At 69.7% G+C, this 15,459-nt stretch carries 14 protein-coding genes and 1 pseudogene; 8 read left to right on the top strand and 7 right to left on the bottom strand.

Going from position 1 to position 15,459, the window contains the following annotated elements; translation table 11 throughout:
• Positions 1-245 precede the first annotated feature (245 nt).
• The 3 genes from ACIOHC_RS05920 to ACIOHC_RS05910 all read right to left on the bottom strand — a co-directional run bounded on the left by ACIOHC_RS05920 (position 246) and on the right by ACIOHC_RS05910 (position 4,213).
• Positions 246-1,544, bottom strand: a complete 1,299-nt coding sequence (locus ACIOHC_RS05920) for a M18 family aminopeptidase (protein ID WP_351071887.1) — start codon at positions 1,542-1,544, stop codon at positions 246-248.
• Between the two features lie 103 nt (positions 1,545-1,647).
• The gene (locus ACIOHC_RS05915; RefSeq protein WP_401841616.1) at positions 1,648-2,274 is read right to left on the bottom strand and encodes a Uma2 family endonuclease; all 627 of its coding nucleotides are present in this window, start codon (positions 2,272-2,274) and stop codon (positions 1,648-1,650) included.
• Between the two features lie 112 nt (positions 2,275-2,386).
• Positions 2,387-4,213 (bottom strand): acyl-CoA dehydrogenase, encoded by a 1,827-nt coding sequence (locus tag ACIOHC_RS05910; protein WP_351071884.1) that lies wholly within the window; start codon positions 4,211-4,213, stop codon positions 2,387-2,389.
• A gap of 170 nt (positions 4,214-4,383) precedes the next feature.
• Between ACIOHC_RS05910 and ACIOHC_RS05905 the strand changes: the two genes are divergently transcribed.
• The 3 genes from ACIOHC_RS05905 (at position 4,384) to ACIOHC_RS05895 (ending at position 7,113) form a co-directional block, all read left to right on the top strand.
• On the top strand, positions 4,384-4,824 hold the full coding sequence (locus tag ACIOHC_RS05905) for an SseB family protein (RefSeq protein ID WP_072487501.1): 441 nt from the start codon (positions 4,384-4,386) through the stop codon (positions 4,822-4,824).
• A 147-nt stretch (positions 4,825-4,971) separates the two neighbouring features.
• Positions 4,972-5,928 carry a pirin family protein gene (locus ACIOHC_RS05900; protein ID WP_351071882.1) on the top strand — a complete coding sequence of 319 codons (957 nt, stop codon included), beginning with the start codon at positions 4,972-4,974 and terminating at the stop codon, positions 5,926-5,928.
• A gap of 84 nt (positions 5,929-6,012) precedes the next feature.
• A complete protein-coding gene (locus tag ACIOHC_RS05895; protein ID WP_351071879.1) occupies positions 6,013-7,113 on the top strand; it encodes an AI-2E family transporter in 1,101 nt (366 codons plus the stop codon).
• A gap of 186 nt (positions 7,114-7,299) precedes the next feature.
• Here the strand turns inward: ACIOHC_RS05895 and ACIOHC_RS05890 are convergent, their stop codons facing one another.
• Positions 7,300-9,393: a SpoIIE family protein phosphatase gene (locus tag ACIOHC_RS05890; protein WP_365689468.1), complete on the bottom strand. Its 2,094-nt coding sequence runs from the start codon at positions 9,391-9,393 to the stop codon at positions 7,300-7,302.
• A 195-nt stretch (positions 9,394-9,588) separates the two neighbouring features.
• On the opposite strand from ACIOHC_RS05890, the gene aspS reads away from it, so the two are divergent.
• Positions 9,589-11,373, top strand: coding sequence for an aspartate--tRNA ligase (gene aspS / locus ACIOHC_RS05885; RefSeq protein WP_351071875.1), 1,785 nt, complete (start codon positions 9,589-9,591; stop codon positions 11,371-11,373).
• Positions 11,374-11,446: 73 nt separating this feature from the next.
• The gene (locus ACIOHC_RS05880) at positions 11,447-11,698 is read left to right on the top strand and encodes a TetR-like C-terminal domain-containing protein (protein WP_351071872.1); all 252 of its coding nucleotides are present in this window, start codon (positions 11,447-11,449) and stop codon (positions 11,696-11,698) included.
• A gap of 117 nt (positions 11,699-11,815) precedes the next feature.
• Here the strand turns inward: ACIOHC_RS05880 and ACIOHC_RS05875 are convergent.
• Positions 11,816-12,061 (bottom strand): annotated as a pseudogene (locus tag ACIOHC_RS05875) (helix-turn-helix domain-containing protein); the annotation flags it as partial.
• Between the two features lie 48 nt (positions 12,062-12,109).
• On the bottom strand, positions 12,110-12,508 hold the full coding sequence (locus tag ACIOHC_RS05870) for a VOC family protein (protein WP_351071869.1): 399 nt from the start codon (positions 12,506-12,508) through the stop codon (positions 12,110-12,112).
• A 92-nt stretch (positions 12,509-12,600) separates the two neighbouring features.
• Between ACIOHC_RS05870 and ACIOHC_RS05865 the strand changes: the two genes are divergently transcribed.
• A complete protein-coding gene (locus tag ACIOHC_RS05865; protein WP_351071868.1) occupies positions 12,601-13,590 on the top strand; it encodes a YafY family protein in 990 nt (329 codons plus the stop codon).
• Between the two features lie 165 nt (positions 13,591-13,755).
• On the opposite strand, the gene ACIOHC_RS05860 is transcribed toward ACIOHC_RS05865, so the two are convergent.
• Positions 13,756-14,172, bottom strand: coding sequence for an ATP-binding protein (locus ACIOHC_RS05860; RefSeq protein ID WP_365689469.1), 417 nt, complete (start codon positions 14,170-14,172; stop codon positions 13,756-13,758).
• A gap of 204 nt (positions 14,173-14,376) precedes the next feature.
• Here ACIOHC_RS05860 and ACIOHC_RS05855 point away from each other — a divergent pair, with 204 nt between their 5' ends.
• Complete coding sequence (locus tag ACIOHC_RS05855; protein ID WP_351071864.1) at positions 14,377-15,240, top strand: helix-turn-helix transcriptional regulator; 864 nt, start codon at positions 14,377-14,379, stop codon at positions 15,238-15,240.
• An 11-nt stretch (positions 15,241-15,251) separates the two neighbouring features.
• A complete protein-coding gene (locus ACIOHC_RS05850; RefSeq protein ID WP_351071862.1) occupies positions 15,252-15,449 on the top strand; it encodes a DUF397 domain-containing protein in 198 nt (65 codons plus the stop codon).
• The last annotated feature ends 10 nt before the right edge of the window (positions 15,450-15,459 follow it).

Genomic DNA, 15,459 nt, shown 5'->3' with positions numbered 1-15,459 from the left:
ACCACCGGGTCGGCGGGGCACGATCCGGGAGTCGTCGTGGGTCAGGGGTGGCGGCGCTCGTCCTCGGACACGCCCTCGGTGCCGGGCGGCCCGGCGAACGCGCCGACACCGATGAGGACGATGCGTCCTCCGAGTCCCGTGATTCCCGCCGCCTCGACGGCCCGGCGGCTCCGGGCCGGTGTACGGATCGCGTACCCGGCCCGGTGACGACCACGCCCGGGACCGTGGTCGGGGCGGTGGGGGGCTCAGCCCGCCAGGAACGCCGCCAGCGCGTTGGCCAGCAGATACGGGTCGTCGGCGCCGCACAGCTCACGGGCGCTGTGCATCGAGAGGATCGCGACACCGATGTCCACGGTCTGGATGCCGTGCCGGGCGGCGGTGATCGGGCCGATCGTGGTACCGCACGGCATCGAGTTGTTGGAGACGAACGTCTGCCACGCCACGTCGGCCTTCCGGCACGCCTCCGCGAACACGGCCCGGCCGCTGCCGTCGGTCGCGTACCGCATATTGACGTTGACCTTGAGGATCGGTCCGCCGTTGACCACCGGGTGGTGGGTCGGATCGTGGCGCTCGGCGTAGTTGGGGTGGATCGCGTGGCCGGTGTCGGAGGAGAGACAGACGGTCCCGGCGAAGGCGCGGGCGCGGTCCTCGTACGTACCGCCGCGGGCGAAGACGGAACGCTCCAGGACCGTGCCGAGCAGCGGTCCGTCGGCGCCCGTGTCGGACTGCGAGCCGTTCTCCTCGTGGTCGAAGGCGGCCATGACCGGGATGTACGGCAGCTCGGCGTCCGGCTGCCCGGCGACGGCGGCGAGCGCGGCGGTCGCCGCGTGCACGGAGAGCAGGTTGTCCATCCTGGGCCCGGCCAGGAGCTCGCGGTCCCGGCCCAGGTAGGCGGGCGGCTCGACGGCGTGCGGCATCAGGTCCCAGCCGGTCACGTCCTCGGCGTCGACGCCCGCCTCCTCGGCGACGAACCGGATCAGGTCGCCCTCCTCGACCTCCCCGAGCCCCCAGATCGGCTGCATGTGCTTCTGCCGGTCCAGCTTCAGGCCGTCGGGGTTGGCCGACCGGTCCAGATGCACGGCCAGCTGCGGTACACGCAGGAGCGGCCGGGCGATGTTCACCAGCCGGTGCGTGCCGTCGCGCAGCGAGATCCGGCCGGCGAGGCCGAGGTCCCGGTCGAGCCAGGTGTTGAGGAGCGTCCCGCCGTAGATCTCCACGGCGACCTGGCGCCAGCCGTACGCGCCGGTGTCGGGCAGCGGCTTGACCCGCAGGTTCGGCGAGTCGGTGTGCGCCCCGACGATCCGGTACGGGGTGTGGGCCGACGCGCCCTCGGGCACGTACCAGGCCACGATCGCACCGCCGCGCAGGACGTACTTCCCCCCGGTGGTGCCGTCCCAGGCCGCGGTTTCCTCGACCTGGCGGAACCCGGCCTTCTCCAGCCGCTCGGCCGCAGTGGCCACGGCGTGGTACGGGGAGGGGGAGGCCATCAGGAAGGCCATCAGATCGTCGGTGTGGCCGCGGTCGAAGCGGAGGGAGGAACTCATGTTCTTCACTGTAACGAGGCCGGACCGGCCGGATTCACCGTCGCCCCGGGGGCGGTGCCGCGGCGCGTCCGGGGAGACCGGGGCGGATGCGGGGAGACCGGGCCTACAGCTGGTCGATGGCGGTCAGGTCGATGTCGATGTCGTACGGGGCGGAGAGCTTCAGGCGGTCGTGGTGGACGCCGGTGGAGACGTATGTCTTGTTGATCGGGTCGAGTGTGTACGTCCAGACCACGGGCCGGTCGTTCTCGTCGGCCATTTCGACGAGCCAGAAGTGCTCGATGCCTGCGCCCGCGTACTTGGGCGGCTTGGTGTCGCGGTCGCGGTCCTCGGAGTCGGGGGATACGACTTCGACGGCGAGCAGGACGTCGGCGGCGTCGTAGCGCGTCTGCCGCTGGTTCACCGCACCTTCTTGCCGCACCACGACCAGATCGGGTTCCGGGGCGTTCCGCTTGCCGAGCACGATGGCCATCTCCCGACGTACGCGCAGATCGGCGGGTACGTGCGCGCGCAGGCCCTGTTCCAGCAGATACATCGCCAGCGTGTGGAAATTGCGCTGCGGACTCGCGAAAACCAGGCTCCCGTCGATCAGCTCTGTGTGCGGCGGGAGGTCGTCAAGCGTGAAGAAGTCGTCCACGGTGTAGCCGTCCTCAGGCGGGACCGGCCACTTGGATGTCTCGCGCCGCAGCTGCGACGCCTTGGGCAGTGCCTCGGCGGTCATGGTTCCTCCCATGGACGGGATGCTGGGCCCTGCAGCCAGCGTGCCCAGCTGATACGACAGCACCGCCACCCGAAAGCGTGTCCGGGTGACGGTGCGTGTTGACGATCGTGAGCGGCGCCGGAGGCTAGAACGCGGCCTCGTCCAGCTCCATCAGCGAGTTGTCGACGGATTCCGCGAGCGCGCGCTCGGTGGAGACGCCCGGCAGGACGTTCGCGGCGAAGAACTTCGCGGCGGCGATCTTGCCCTGGTAGAAGGCGACGTCCTTCGCCGTGGCGGTCGGCAGCTTCTCGGCCGCGACGGCCGCGCCCTTGAGCAGCAGGTAGCCGACGACGACATCGCCGGAGGCCATCAGCAGGCGGGTGGTGTTGAGACCCACCTTGTAGATGTTCTTGATGTCCTCGCCGGTCGCGGTCAGGTCGGTGATCATCGTGCCGACGATCGCCTCCAGGTCCACGGCGGCCTTGGCGAGCGAGTCCAGCGCGCCGGACAGCTCCTCGTTGCCCTGGGCGCCGGCGAGGAACTTCTTGATCTCCTCGGAGAGGGCGTTCAGCGAGGCGCCCTGGTCGCGGACGATCTTCCGGAAGAAGAAGTCCTGGCCCTGGATCGCCGTCGTTCCCTCGTACAGCGTGTCGATCTTGGCGTCACGGATGTACTGCTCGATCGGGTACTCCTGGAGGTACCCGGAGCCGCCGAACGTCTGGAGCGACTGCGCCAGCTGCTCGTACGACTTCTCGGAGCCGTAGCCCTTCACGATCGGGAGCAGCAGGTCGTTGAGGCCGTGCAGCGCCTTGGCGTCCTCGCCCGCGGCCTCCTTCTCCTGGATCGCGTCCTGGACGGTGGCGGTGTACAGCACGAGGGAGCGCATGCCCTCCGCGTACGCCTTCTGCGTCATGAGCGCGCGGCGCACGTCGGGGTGGTGCGTGATGGTGACCTTGGGGGCGGCCTTGTCCATGAACTGCGCGAGGTCGGTGCCCTGGACGCGCTCCTTGGCGTACTCCAGCGCGTTCAGGTAGCCGGTGGACAGCGTCGCGATGGCCTTCGTGCCGACCATCATGCGGGCGAACTCGATGATGCGGAACATCTGGCGGATGCCGTCGTGCTTGTCACCGATCAGCCAGCCCTTGGCCGGGTGCCGGTCGCCGAAGGTCATCTCGCAGGTGTTGGACGCCTTGAGGCCCATCTTGTGCTCGACGTTCGTCGCGTACACGCCGTTGCGCTCGCCCAGCTCGCCGGTGGTCCAGTCGAAGTGGAACTTCGGGACCATGAAGAGTGAGAGGCCCTTCGTGCCGGGACCGGCGCCCTCGGGGCGGGCCAGCACGTAGTGGATGATGTTCTCGGACATGTCGTGCTCGCCCGAGGTGATGAAGCGCTTCACGCCCTCGATGTGCCAGGAGCCGTCCTCCTGCTCGACGGCCTTCGTGCGGCCCGCGCCGACGTCCGAACCGGCGTCCGGCTCGGTCAGCACCATCGTCGAGCCCCACTGCTTCTCGACGGCGATCTCGGCGATCTTCTTCTGCGCCTCGTTGCCCTCCTCGAAGAGGATGCCGGCGAACGCCGGGCCCGAGGAGTACATCCACACGGCCGGGTTCGAGCCGAGCAGCAGCTCCGCGTAGGACCAGATCAGGGAGCGCGGCGAGGTGGTGCCGCCGATCTCCTCGGGCAGGCCCAGACGCCAGTACTCGGAGTCCATGAAGGCCTGGTACGACTTCTTGAAGGTCTCCGGGACCGGCGCGGTGCTGGTCTCCGGGTCGAAGACCGGCGGGTTGCGGTCGGCGTCGGCGAAGGACTCGGCCAGCTCGTTCTCCGCGAGACGGGCGACCTCGTCGAGGATGCTCTTCGCCGTCTCGACGTCCATCTCGGCGAACGGGCCGGTGCCGTACGTCTTGTCGCGCCCGAGGACCTCGAAGAGGTTGAACTCGATGTCGCGGAGATTCGACTTGTAGTGCCCCATGGAAGGCTCCGTAATCAATAGCAGTGGCGCGCAGCGCCCCGGGAGGGGGTGTGGGCCGGGCGGGCGACGAGCTGGCGTGGGTATATCAGCTGACCTCTACGATGATGCTACCCGTCAGTAATAAGACGCAACCCCTCAAGGGCCCGATGTGGCCGATTACTCTTTGCGGTATGTACGGCTACGACCAGAACCCGGGTGCACAGCAGCAGATGGGTGGCGGCTACGGCGAGCAGCCGCTGTATCCCGAGCCCTCGCCGCCCTCCCTGGGGGACGCGGTACGTGCCTTCACCACCGGCTCGCTGTCCGCCGAGGACTTCCAGCAGATCTTCGCGACGTCGAAGGTCTACTGCCCGCGTGGCGACAACCCCGGCTTCCTCGCGCTGCACAACACCCAGCAGCCTGTGATCCCGATGTTCACCACGCTCAAGGAGCTCCGGCTGTACGCGGGCAAGGAGTCCAAGTACTTCGTGATCACCGGGGCCGAGGTGATCGACCTGCTGCCGACCGGCTACGGCTTCGTCCTCGACATGGAGGGTGAGCACCGCATGGTCTTCGACGCCAAGGCCGTGGAGCAGATGGTCGACTTCGCAATGCGCCGTATGTACGGCTGAGATCCGCTTTTCGTTCCCGAAGGGGCCCGTACCGCCAGGTACGGGCCCCTTCTCGTCGTCCGGCGGGCGCGCGGGAATGAATGACGCCTTGCAGGATGTTCACCATTCAACTAAATTGGGCTCAGGACAAACCCGGAGGTGGCTCCCATGCCCGCAGTGACCGTCGAAAACCCGCTGACCCTGCCCAAGGTCGCCGCCTCGGGCGACGCCACGGCCCGTCCCGTGCTCGCCGTCACCACGGCGCCGAGCGGATTCGAGGGGGAGGGCTTCCCGGTTCGCCGTGCGTTCGCCGGGATCAACTACAAGTACCTCGACCCCTTCATCATGATGGACCAGATGGGCGAGGTGGAGTACGCGGCCGGAGAGCCGAAGGGCACCCCCTGGCACCCGCACCGCGGCTTCGAGACCGTCACCTACCTGATCGACGGAACCTTCGTCCACCAGGACTCCAACGGTGGCGGCGGCACCATCCGCAACGGCGACACCCAGTGGATGACCGCCGGGTCCGGCCTCCTCCACATCGAGGCCCCGCCGGAGTCCCTGGTGATGTCGGGCGGCCTCTTCCACGGCCTCCAGCTCTGGGTGAACCTGCCCAAGGCCGACAAGATGATGGCCCCCCGCTACCAGGACATCCGCGGCGGCCAGGTCCAGCTCCTCGCCTCCCCGGACGGCGGCGCGCTGCTCCGCGTCATCGCCGGTGAGCTCGACGGACACGAGGGTCCCGGCATCACCCACACCCCGATCACGATGATCCACGCCACCGTCCGTCCCGGCGCCGAGGTGACCCTGCCGTGGCGCGAGGACTTCAACGGACTCGCGTACGTGCTCGCCGGGCGCGGCACCGTCGGTGCGGAGCGCCGCCCCGTCCACATGGGGCAGACCGCGGTCTTCGGCGCCGGCTCCTCGCTGACCGTCCGCGCGGACGAGAAGCAGGACGGCAACACCCCGGACCTGGAGGTCGTGCTGCTCGGCGGCCGTCCGATCCGCGAGCCCATGGCGCACTACGGGCCGTTCGTGATGAACAGCCAGGCCGAACTGAAGCAGGCCTTCGAGGACTTCCAGGCCGGCCGCCTCGGCACGGTGCCCGCCGTCCACGGGATGTGACCCCCGCGGCCGACGTGTGACAGTTCGTCACCCGTACGGCCACGCAAGCGGGACATCGCCCCCGCGCCGTGATCGGGTGGGAGGGTGCAGACCCCCAAGCCCCTCCTGCCCGACGGCGCGCGGCGTACCGCCGCCTGGTGCGGTGTCGTCCTCCTCGTCACCGGGGTCGCCGCGGTCGCCGTCTGGCTGTGCGTCATCTTCAAGACGGCGGTCACCCCCGTGCTGCTCGCGCTGCTCGGCACGGCGCTGCTCGGGCCGGTCCACCGCCGGCTGACCGGCCGCGGACTGAACCGCTCACTGGCCGCGGGGTTCACCTGCGCCCTGCTCGTCGCGGTGGTCGGCGGCGCCGGATACATCGTCGTCACCGCGCTCGTCGACTCCGGCGACCAGATCGTCCGCTCGCTGAAGGACACCGGGCAGTGGGTCGTCGACCACTTCGGGATCAGCAAGAGCACCAATGTGGACGACCTCGTCGCCAACGCCCACAAACTCTTCCAGAAGTTCGGCGCGAGCGCGGCGGGCGGACTCCTTTCCGGGATCAGCCTGATCGGCTCGCTGATCGCCACGAGCGTCCTCGCACTCCTGCTGACCTTCTTCTTCCTGCGCGACTCCGACCGGGCCGCGGGCCTCGCCCACTCGATCGCCCCGCGCGGCACCGGAGACCTGGTCGAGGCCATGGGACGGCGGGCCTTCGAAGCCGTCCAGGGCTTCATGCGCGGCACCACCTTCATCGCGCTGATCGACGCGACCTGCATCACCGTCGGCCTGCTGATCCTGAGCGTCCCCGGCGCGGTGGGACTCGGCGCGCTGGTCTTCGTCGGTGCCTACATCCCCTATCTCGGGGCCTTCATCTCCGGCACGGTCGCGGTGCTGGTCGCGCTCGCCGACCGGGGGTTCGTGATCGCGCTCTGGGCCCTGGGGGTGGTGCTCGCCGTTCAGGTGCTGGAGGGCCACGTCCTGCAGCCGATGATCCAGAGCCGTACGGTCCAGATGCACCCCGCCACCATCATGATCGCGATCACCGCGGGCGCCGGTGTGGCGGGACTGCTGGGCATGCTGCTCGCGGTGCCGGTCTGCGCGGCCGCCTTCGGCATCGTCGGCGAACTGCGGGGGGAGCGGGGAGCGGAGGGCGAGGGCGGCGAGCCCGGTGGCCCGGCTCCCTCCCCGGCCCCGCCCGACGTCTGACCGGGGGGCGTGCCCGTCCGTGCGGAAGCCCGAACGTGACGGCCCGGCTCAGAGCCTGTCGGGTGACCTCGGATCGGATGGCGGACGCGGTCCGGTGCGTGCGATTCCGAGGCGGAGGAGGGAGTCAAGGCGGGAAGCGTGCGTGCCAGGGCGTGGCCGCCCGGTCGGAGGTCACCCGACAGGCTCTCAGCCCACCTCGTCCGGCCCCGGCTCGTACAGCTCGAACCAGATCGACTTCCCCACCCCCTGCGGATCCACCCCCCACGCATCGGCGAGCATCTCCATCAGCACCAGCCCCCGCCCGCTGGAAGCCATCTCCCCGGGCCGCCGACGGTGCGGCAGCTCGTCGCTGGCGTCCGCCACCTCCACACGCAGCCGCCGCTCCCCGGGCTCCCCCGTCGCCTCGGCGACCATCAGCGCGTCCCCGTCCGTGTGGACGAGCACATTGGTGGCCATCTCGGAGATCATCAGCACCGCCGCGTCGACCTGCTCCGGATCGGCCCAGTCGTGGAGCAGTTCCCGCAGATGCTGCCGGGCCGCCGCGATGCGCTGCGGCTCCGCCTGCGCGATGGTCAGCGCGGTGCGCCGCGCGGTCTCCCTCGGCGTCCCCCCGTCGCGTCGCAGGAGCAGCACCGCTATGTCGTCCTCCCGGCGGTCCGCCAGCGGCCCTGTCGTGTAGTGCGACGTCGGCCCGTGCACGGCCTGCACGAGGGCGTCGGCGAGCTTCTCCAGGTCGTCCGTGTGCTGTTCCAGGATCGGCCGCAGCCGGATCCAGCCGGTCGCCAGATCGTGGCCGCCGGTCTCGATCAGCCCGTCGGTGCAGAGCATGATCGTTTCTCCGGCCTCCAGGGTGAGCCGGGTCGTCGGGTAGTCGGCGTCCGCCTCGATGCCGAGCGGCAGCCCGCCCTCGGTCTGGCGGATCATCGCGGTCCCGTCGGCGGTCATCACCACCGGATCGGGATGGCCGGCCCGCGCGATGTCGAGAACGCCGGTCTCCGGGTCGGCCTCCGCGTACAGACAGGTCGCGAAGCGCAGCCCCGTCCCCGCCCCGTCCTCGTACGCGTCGGTGAGGCCGGAGAGGAACCGGGACGCGCGGGAGAGCACCGCGTCCGGGCGATGCCCCTCGGAGGCGTACGCGCGCAGCGCGATCCGCAACTGACCCATCAGGCCCGCGGCACGCACGTCGTGGCCCTGGACGTCACCGATGACGAGCGCGATGCGGCCGTTGGGGAGGGGGATCAGGTCGTACCAGTCGCCGCCGACCTGGAGCCCGCCACCGGTCGGCACATAGCGGGCGGCGACCGTCATCCCCGGGATCTCGGGGCCGAGCGACGGCATCATCGAGCGCTGCAGCCCCAGCGACAGCTCGCGCTCCGTCTCGGCGACCCCGGCACGGGTCAGGGCCTGGGCGAGCATCCGGGCCACGGTCGTCAGTACGGCACGTTCGTCCGGCGAGAACGACACCGGGTGCCGGAAGCCGGCCATCCAGGCGCCCATGGTCCGCCCCGCCACGATCAGCGGGAGAAAGGCCCAGGAGCGGCGTCCGAAACGGCTGGCGAGCGGCCAGGTGGACGGGTAGCGGCGGCGGTACTCCTCGGGAGAGGGCAGGTAGATCGCGCGTCCCGTCCGTACGACCTCGGCGGCCGGATAGTCCGTCTCCAGCGGCATGTCGTCGAACGGGCCTTCGTCGCCCACGCTGTGCCCGTGGTGCCCGATGATCGTCAGCCGCTCGCCCGAGATGCCGAAGACCGCCAGGCCGTCCGGCGAGAACCCGGGCATGGACAGCGAGGCGGCGACCCGCAGCACCTCCGCGGTCGACCGGGCCTCGGCCAGCGCCCGGCCCGCGTCCAGCAGGAACGCCTCACGGGAGCGGCGCCAGTCCCCGGTGATGGGGGTGTGCGCCCCGGTGGTGCCCGGCTGCGGCTCGGCGACCTCCTGGAGCGTGCCGACCAGCACATAGGACGTGCTGGTCGGCGTCTCGGGCGGGAACGGCTTGGAACGGCTGCGCACGGTACGCAGCACCCGGCCGTGCTCGTCCACGATCCGCAGCCGGGCCTCGGCGAGGGTGCCCTCGGCGACCGCGAGATTCACCACTCCGTAGATCTCGTTCCAGTCGACCGGATGGAAACGGGAACGCACCGCGGACTCGCGGAAGACACCGGCTGCGGCGGGCAGCTCAAGCAGCCGGGCCGCCTCGGCATCGAGCGTGACGGTCCCGGCTGCGTTGTCCCAGCGCCACAGGCCGGTCGCGGTCGCGGCCAGGACGTCCTCGGTGCGCATTGCCCCACTTTAAGAAGATCTGCTCGGCAAACGCCACCGAGGACGGACGGCCGGGGCCCGCCGGGCACGGTCCCGGCCCGCCTGCCGCGCCCCCCGATGATCTTGAAATGTCAATGTCAATGAATCGGTGCGGGTGCGAGCGGTAGCCTGGGGAGGCTGAATCCACCCCGAATCGCGAAGACTGGATGAACGAGAATGCATCGGTACAGGTCACACACCTGCGGCGAGCTCCGCGCCTCTGACGTCGGCACCGACGTCCGGCTGAGCGGCTGGCTGCACAATCGCCGAGACCTGGGCGGCATCCTCTTCATCGATCTGCGCGACCACTACGGTCTGGTGCAGCTCGTCGCCCGTCCCGGCACCCCCGGCAACGAGGCCCTGGCGAAGCTCACCAAGGAGACCGTCGTACGGATCGACGGCAAGGTCTCCGCGCGCGGCGCCGACAACGTGAACCCGGAGCTGCCGACCGGCGAGATCGAGATCGAGGTCACCGAGGTCGAGGTGCTGGGCGAGGCCGCCCCGCTGCCCTTCACGATCAACGCCGAGGACGGGGTCAACGAGGAGCGGCGCCTGGAGTACCGCTTCCTCGACCTGCGCCGCGAGCGCATGCACCGCAACATCATGCTGCGCTCGGCCGTCATCGCCTCCATCCGCGCCAAGATGGTGGCCCTCGGCTTCAACGAGATGGCGACCCCGATCCTCACGGCGACCTCTCCCGAGGGTGCCCGTGACTTCGTCGTCCCGTCCCGCCTGAACCCGGGCAAGTTCTACGCCCTGCCCCAGGCCCCGCAGCAGTTCAAGCAGCTGCTGATGATCTCCGGCTTCGACCGCTACTTCCAGATCGCGCCCTGCTTCCGCGACGAGGACGCCCGCGCCGACCGCTCGCCCGGCGAGTTCTACCAGCTCGACGTCGAGATGTCGTTCGTCGAGCAGGAGGACGTCTTCCGGCCGATCGAGAAGCTGATGACCGAGCTCTTCGAGGAGTTCGGCAACGGCCGCCATGTCACCTCGCCGTTCCCGCGCATCCCGTTCCGCGAGGCGATGCTGAAGTACGGCAACGACAAGCCGGACCTGCGCGCCCAGCTGGAACTGGTCGACATCTCCGACATCTTCGCCGACTCGGAGTTCAAGGCGTTCGCCGGCAAGCACGTCCGTGCTCTCCCGGTCCCGGACACCGCGGGCCAGTCCCGGAAGTTCTTCGACGGCCTCGGCGACTACGCCGTCCAGCACGGCGCCAAGGGCCTGGCCTGGGTCCGTGTCGGCGAGGACGGCGGCCTGACCGGCCCGATCGCCAAGTTCCTCACCGAGACCGACATCAAGACCCTCACCGAGCGTCTGTCCCTCGTTCCCGGCCACGCGGTCTTCTTCGGCGCGGGCGAGTTCGACGAGGTCTCCAAGATCATGTCCGCCGTCCGCGTCGAGGCCGCCAAGCGCGCCGGCCACTTCGAGGAGGGCGTCTTCCGGTTCTGCTGGGTCGTCGACTTCCCGATGTTCGAGAAGGACGAGGACACCGGCAGGATCGACTTCTCGCACAACCCCTTCTCGATGCCCCAGGGCGGCATGAAGGACCTGGAGGAGAAGGACCCGCTGGACATCCTCGCCTGGCAGTACGACATCGTCTGCAACGGCATCGAGCTGTCCTCCGGCGCCATCCGTAACCACGAGCCCGACGTGATGCTCAAGGCCTTCGAGATCGCCGGTTACGACCGCGAGACCGTCGAGCACGAGTTCGCGGGCATGCTCCGCGCCTTCCGCCTCGGCGCCCCGCCGCACGGCGGCATCGCCCCGGGCGTCGACCGCATCGTGATGCTGCTGGCCGACGAGCCGAACATCCGCGAGACGATCGCCTTCCCGCTCAACGGCAACGCCCAGGACCTGATGATGGGCGCCCCGACGGAGCTGGACGAGTCCCGCCTGCGCGAGCTGAACATCCAGCTCCGCAAGCCGGCGGCATCGGCGAAGGACAAGACGGAGAAGTAGCAGCCGCCCGTACTTCCTGGTTCCACGTGAAACAGCCCCCGGCCGGGTTCGGCCGGGGGCTGTCTCGCGCCTGGTGTCCGGCGCCCGACCGGAGGGCGGCCTCCCCTTCGCGGACGAGGCCACGCCCACCCCTCTGCGTGAAGCGTTCCGGGCCCTCCTGGACCCGCTCGTCGACTACGCGCAGCCGGATGAACCAGGGGTGTTCGTCGAGACGTTCTGGGCCGCGCTGCACGGACTGGTCACCCTCACCCGCGCCGGACGCCTGCCCGCCGACCGGGTCCCCGACCGTCTCACACTCCTGGTCGACCACTTCGTCCCCCGCTAGGTGTGGTGTCTGGGGACCTTGGCTGCACGAAGTCCTCGAAGGTGAGCTGCTGCGGGATGGCCGCGAGTGGTTCGGGCGGCTGGTCGAAGACGATCGTCGCACCCGGCGGTCCGGCTGATGGGCGGTCGGCCGCCGAGCGCGGCGTGCGGACGCCCGGTCGAGCAGTCCGTGCTCGCCGTGCGCTCGCCAGCGGGCGTACCACTTGGCCAGGCAGCGGCGGGAGATCCCGGCTTCCGCAGCGATGTGCGCGATCGGACGTCCGGCGTCGATGCGCAGGCACGAGCGCCGACGTCCTTCGGGGGTCAGCGGTGCGTTCCCGTGCCCCCTGCTGGTGGCGCTCCTGGACTCGGCGACCGCGTTCACCGGGAGCCCTGGGCCCCAGGGCTCCCGCGTGAGCGGCTGTGCGTGGCGTCAGCGTGCGAACTTTTCGACAGCCGCCGGGGTGACGGGGGTGAAGAAGTTGACGAGGTTGCCGTCGGGGTCGCGGAACAGCAGCGACCGGTTGCCCCAGGGCATCGTGGTGGGCTCGTTGACGAAGTCGGTGACGAAGCCGGTCAGGTTCTGGTGAACGCGGTCCACGTCGTCGACGAGGAACTCGGTGATCACGCTGTGGTTGTCCGCCGGGCGGGCAGAGCCCGGGGCGAACAGCGGGACGGTGCGGGCGCCGGCGATCGCGAGGGTGGCGCCCGGGGTCTTGAGTTCGGCGAAGTCCTCGGTGGCCCACGTCGCCCGCACTCCTGTGGCTCGCTCGTAGAACTCGACGAGGCGCGCTACGTCGCTGGTGATGATGCGGATCGAGACGAAGTCCATGGGGATCTCCTTGGCTGTGTGGTGTCGTGCACGTCGCAGGTTAGGAGAAATACTGGACAGAATCGGTCCTGTATTCGCGTTAGGTTGTGCACATGTCTCGACCCACTGGCCGCGTGCTGACGCTCCTGGAGCTGCTGCAGTCGGGCGGCACCCGGACCGTGGCCGAACTCGCCGACCGGCTCGGCGTCGAAGGGCGCACCGTGCGGCGGTATGTGGATCAGCTGATCGACCTCGACGTGCCCGTGGAATCGGTGCGCGGCCGCTACGGCGGGTATCGGCTCGCCCCCGGGTACCGCTTGCCTCCGCTCATGCTCAGCGACGACGAGGCGCTGGCCGTGCTGCTCGGCTTGGTCGCCGGCCGCCGGGCAGGGCTGACGACGACGGAGCACACCGCAAGCGAGACGGCATCGGCCAAGATCCGGCGGGTGCTGCCCAAGCACATCGCCCGCCGGCTCGACACACTTCTGGAATCCCTCGCCTTCACGGAACAGCCCGGAGAGTTCGACACCCCGGACGCCGGGGTCCTGCTCACCATCGCCGACGCGGTGCGCCACCGCCGACCGGTCTCGATCCGCTACACCGACCGCGACGGCCGGCGCAGCGAACGCACGCTGCACGCGTACGGGATCGTCGCCCATTCGGGCCGGTGGTACGTCACGGGCACGGATCCCGAGATCGGCGAGGACCGAACCTTCCGGCTCGATCGCATCGCAGACGCGCGGACCCTGCCCGGCTCATTCGAAGCGCCCATGGGTCCCGGTCCGGCACAGCGCGTGTTGTCAGGGTTCGCCACGGCCGAGTACCGGCATGAGGTGACCTTGCGGATCCACGGGACAGTCGAGCAGATCCGCGCCCACCTTCCCGCCGGCGTCGCGAGCCTGAAGGAGGACGAGCCCGCGGCAGGCGAGGACCGGGCGACCGAGCGCTGGCTGCGCGTCGAGCTGCGGGCGGAGCGGCTCGACTGGTTGCCTCCGGTACTCGCCTCACTCGACCGGCCGTTCGTCATCGAGCGCCCCGATGAACTGCGCGACCTCGTCATCGAGCTCGCCGATCGCCTCGCGTCCCACGCCCGCCAAGCCTGACGGCGAGGAACCAATGTCATGAGACGGCACCGCCAGGTCGCGCATCGAGAGCGGCGTCGTCCTTCCGGGGGCAGGGTGGCACCGCGGCGGGCATCGAGCAGGGCCGTTCGCGATCGGCCTGGGGCGCAGAACCCCGATGGCTGTGCGGCGCCGCATGGTTGAACGTCACGAAGCCAAGAGTTCGCACCATACGAACTTTCCTGAATCGCCGGTGCTGCTGAGTGGATACCAGCCCCAGCCGTCCGTGCAGTTGCGGATCAGGTCGAGGCCGCGCCCGTTCTCCGCTTCTGCGGTCGGGTGCAGGGGTGGCATCGGTGGGGTCGGGTCCGCGTCCCAGACGCCGATGCGCAGTACGCGGCCCGCCCAGCGCAGGCGTAACGCGGCCGGGCCCTTGGTGTGGCGTACCGCGTTGCCCACCAGTTCACCGGCGACGAGTTCGGCGGTCTCGGAGAGGGGCAGCAGGTCGTGCAGCGTGAGGATCAGGCGCAGGGTGCGGCGGGAGACCGTGACCGCGCGGGGATCGTGGGGGATGTAGAGCGTGTACTCCCAGGGGGCGTCTGTGCTCGCAGGCGAGTTCGGCATACGGGAACTCCGTTTGGTGCGTGAGTGGTTGTGGGGCGCGGCGGTCCGTGGGCGGTGGCATGTCGCACCCGCCATGGCAGGGCGGGGCGGTGCGCTTCCGGGGTCCCGGCGTTTCGCAGCGTGTGCGGCGCGTCACTGAAGGTAGGGGTAAAGCTTTCCCCCGGTCAAGCGTGACTGTGATACTCATACGGTCAACTCGCCGGAATGGGAGGCAACATGCCCGGTAGGAGCGTCATCACGGCACGCCAGGAACGGTTGGGGACCGAGCTGCGCAAGCTTCGGGAGCGGGCAGGTCTGACCGGTCGTGATGCCGCGAGGGCCATGGGCATGGCCGAGAGCAAGATGTCCAGCATGGAAGCGGGCCGGGTCGGTGTCAGTGCTGAACGCGTGCGCCACCTGGCCAGCCAGTACGCGTGTGACGACGCCGCGCTGATCGATGCCCTGGCCGGCATGGCTGTCGAGCGCGTACGCGGATGGTGGGAGGAATACCGGGAGCGGGTGCCCTCCGGGTATTTGGACCTGGCCGAACTTGAGCACCATGCCGCTTGGGTGAAGAACTTCGAGACCGTGCATGTGCCGGGGTTGCTACAGACGGAGCAGCAGATCCGGGCCATCTTCGCCGCGACGGTGCCGGCGCTGTCCGAGGAGGAGCTGGCGGTGCGGGTGCGGTTCCGGCTGAGGCGGCAGGAAGTTCTTGCCGAGGGGCGGATGGACCGCTATGAAGCGGTGATTCACGAAGCCGCTCTGCGGATCAGGGTCGCCGACGCCGAGGTCGCGCGAGGCCAGCTTCTGCACATCCTGGATCAAGCCGAACTGCCGCATGTGACGGTGCGGGTCATTCCTTTCGACCTGGACGGGTTCGCGGGAATGGGGGATCCCCTGGTGTATGCGGGTGGGCCGGTGCCCTCGCTCGATACCGTCCTCATGGACACCCCGCACGGTGGTGCATTTCTGGACGCACAGGCACAGCTCTGCCGGTACCGCGAGGTCGTGCGCAAGCTGGAGACCGTCTCGCTGGGCGTCATAGAGTCGAGGGACCTCATCCATCGCCTTGTGCGGAGCATGTGAAAGGTCCCGGCATGACAAAGGGCATCGTGTGGCAGAAGTCCTCGTTCTCGGGCGGGGGCGATTCCTCCAACTGCGTCGAGCTCGCCGCACACAACGGCCTGATACGGCTGCGCGAGAGCGATGAGCCCGGTACCGAGCTGGCGGTCACCCCGGATCAGCTGGCCCGGCTCCTGGGTCGTGTGAAGGACGGCCGGCTCGGCGGAGCCTGACGTCCGGCCT

This window comes from Streptomyces sp. NPDC088252, assembly GCF_044740965.1.
Taxonomy (GTDB): domain Bacteria; phylum Actinomycetota; class Actinomycetes; order Streptomycetales; family Streptomycetaceae; genus Streptomyces.
The sequence above is the reverse complement of the archived record's forward strand: the minus strand, read 5'-3'. Positions and strand labels throughout refer to the sequence as shown.

Coding starts and splice junctions, on each gene's coding strand:
- ACIOHC_RS05920 (WP_351071887.1), bottom strand. CDS start 1,544: ATGAGTTCCTCCCTCCGCTTCGACCGCGGCCACACCGACGATCTGATG.
- ACIOHC_RS05915 (WP_401841616.1), bottom strand. CDS start 2,274: ATGGGAGGAACCATGACCGCCGAGGCACTGCCCAAGGCGTCGCAGCTG.
- ACIOHC_RS05910 (WP_351071884.1), bottom strand. CDS start 4,213: ATGGGGCACTACAAGTCGAATCTCCGCGACATCGAGTTCAACCTCTTC.
- ACIOHC_RS05905 (WP_072487501.1), top strand. CDS start 4,384: ATGTACGGCTACGACCAGAACCCGGGTGCACAGCAGCAGATGGGTGGC.
- ACIOHC_RS05900 (WP_351071882.1), top strand. CDS start 4,972: ATGCCCGCAGTGACCGTCGAAAACCCGCTGACCCTGCCCAAGGTCGCC.
- ACIOHC_RS05890 (WP_365689468.1), bottom strand. CDS start 9,393: ATGCGCACCGAGGACGTCCTGGCCGCGACCGCGACCGGCCTGTGGCGC.
- aspS (WP_351071875.1), top strand. CDS start 9,589: ATGCATCGGTACAGGTCACACACCTGCGGCGAGCTCCGCGCCTCTGAC.
- ACIOHC_RS05870 (WP_351071869.1), bottom strand. CDS start 12,508: ATGGACTTCGTCTCGATCCGCATCATCACCAGCGACGTAGCGCGCCTC.
- ACIOHC_RS05865 (WP_351071868.1), top strand. CDS start 12,601: ATGTCTCGACCCACTGGCCGCGTGCTGACGCTCCTGGAGCTGCTGCAG.
- ACIOHC_RS05860 (WP_365689469.1), bottom strand. CDS start 14,172: ATGCCGAACTCGCCTGCGAGCACAGACGCCCCCTGGGAGTACACGCTC.
- ACIOHC_RS05855 (WP_351071864.1), top strand. CDS start 14,377: ATGGGAGGCAACATGCCCGGTAGGAGCGTCATCACGGCACGCCAGGAA.
- ACIOHC_RS05850 (WP_351071862.1), top strand. CDS start 15,252: ATGACAAAGGGCATCGTGTGGCAGAAGTCCTCGTTCTCGGGCGGGGGC.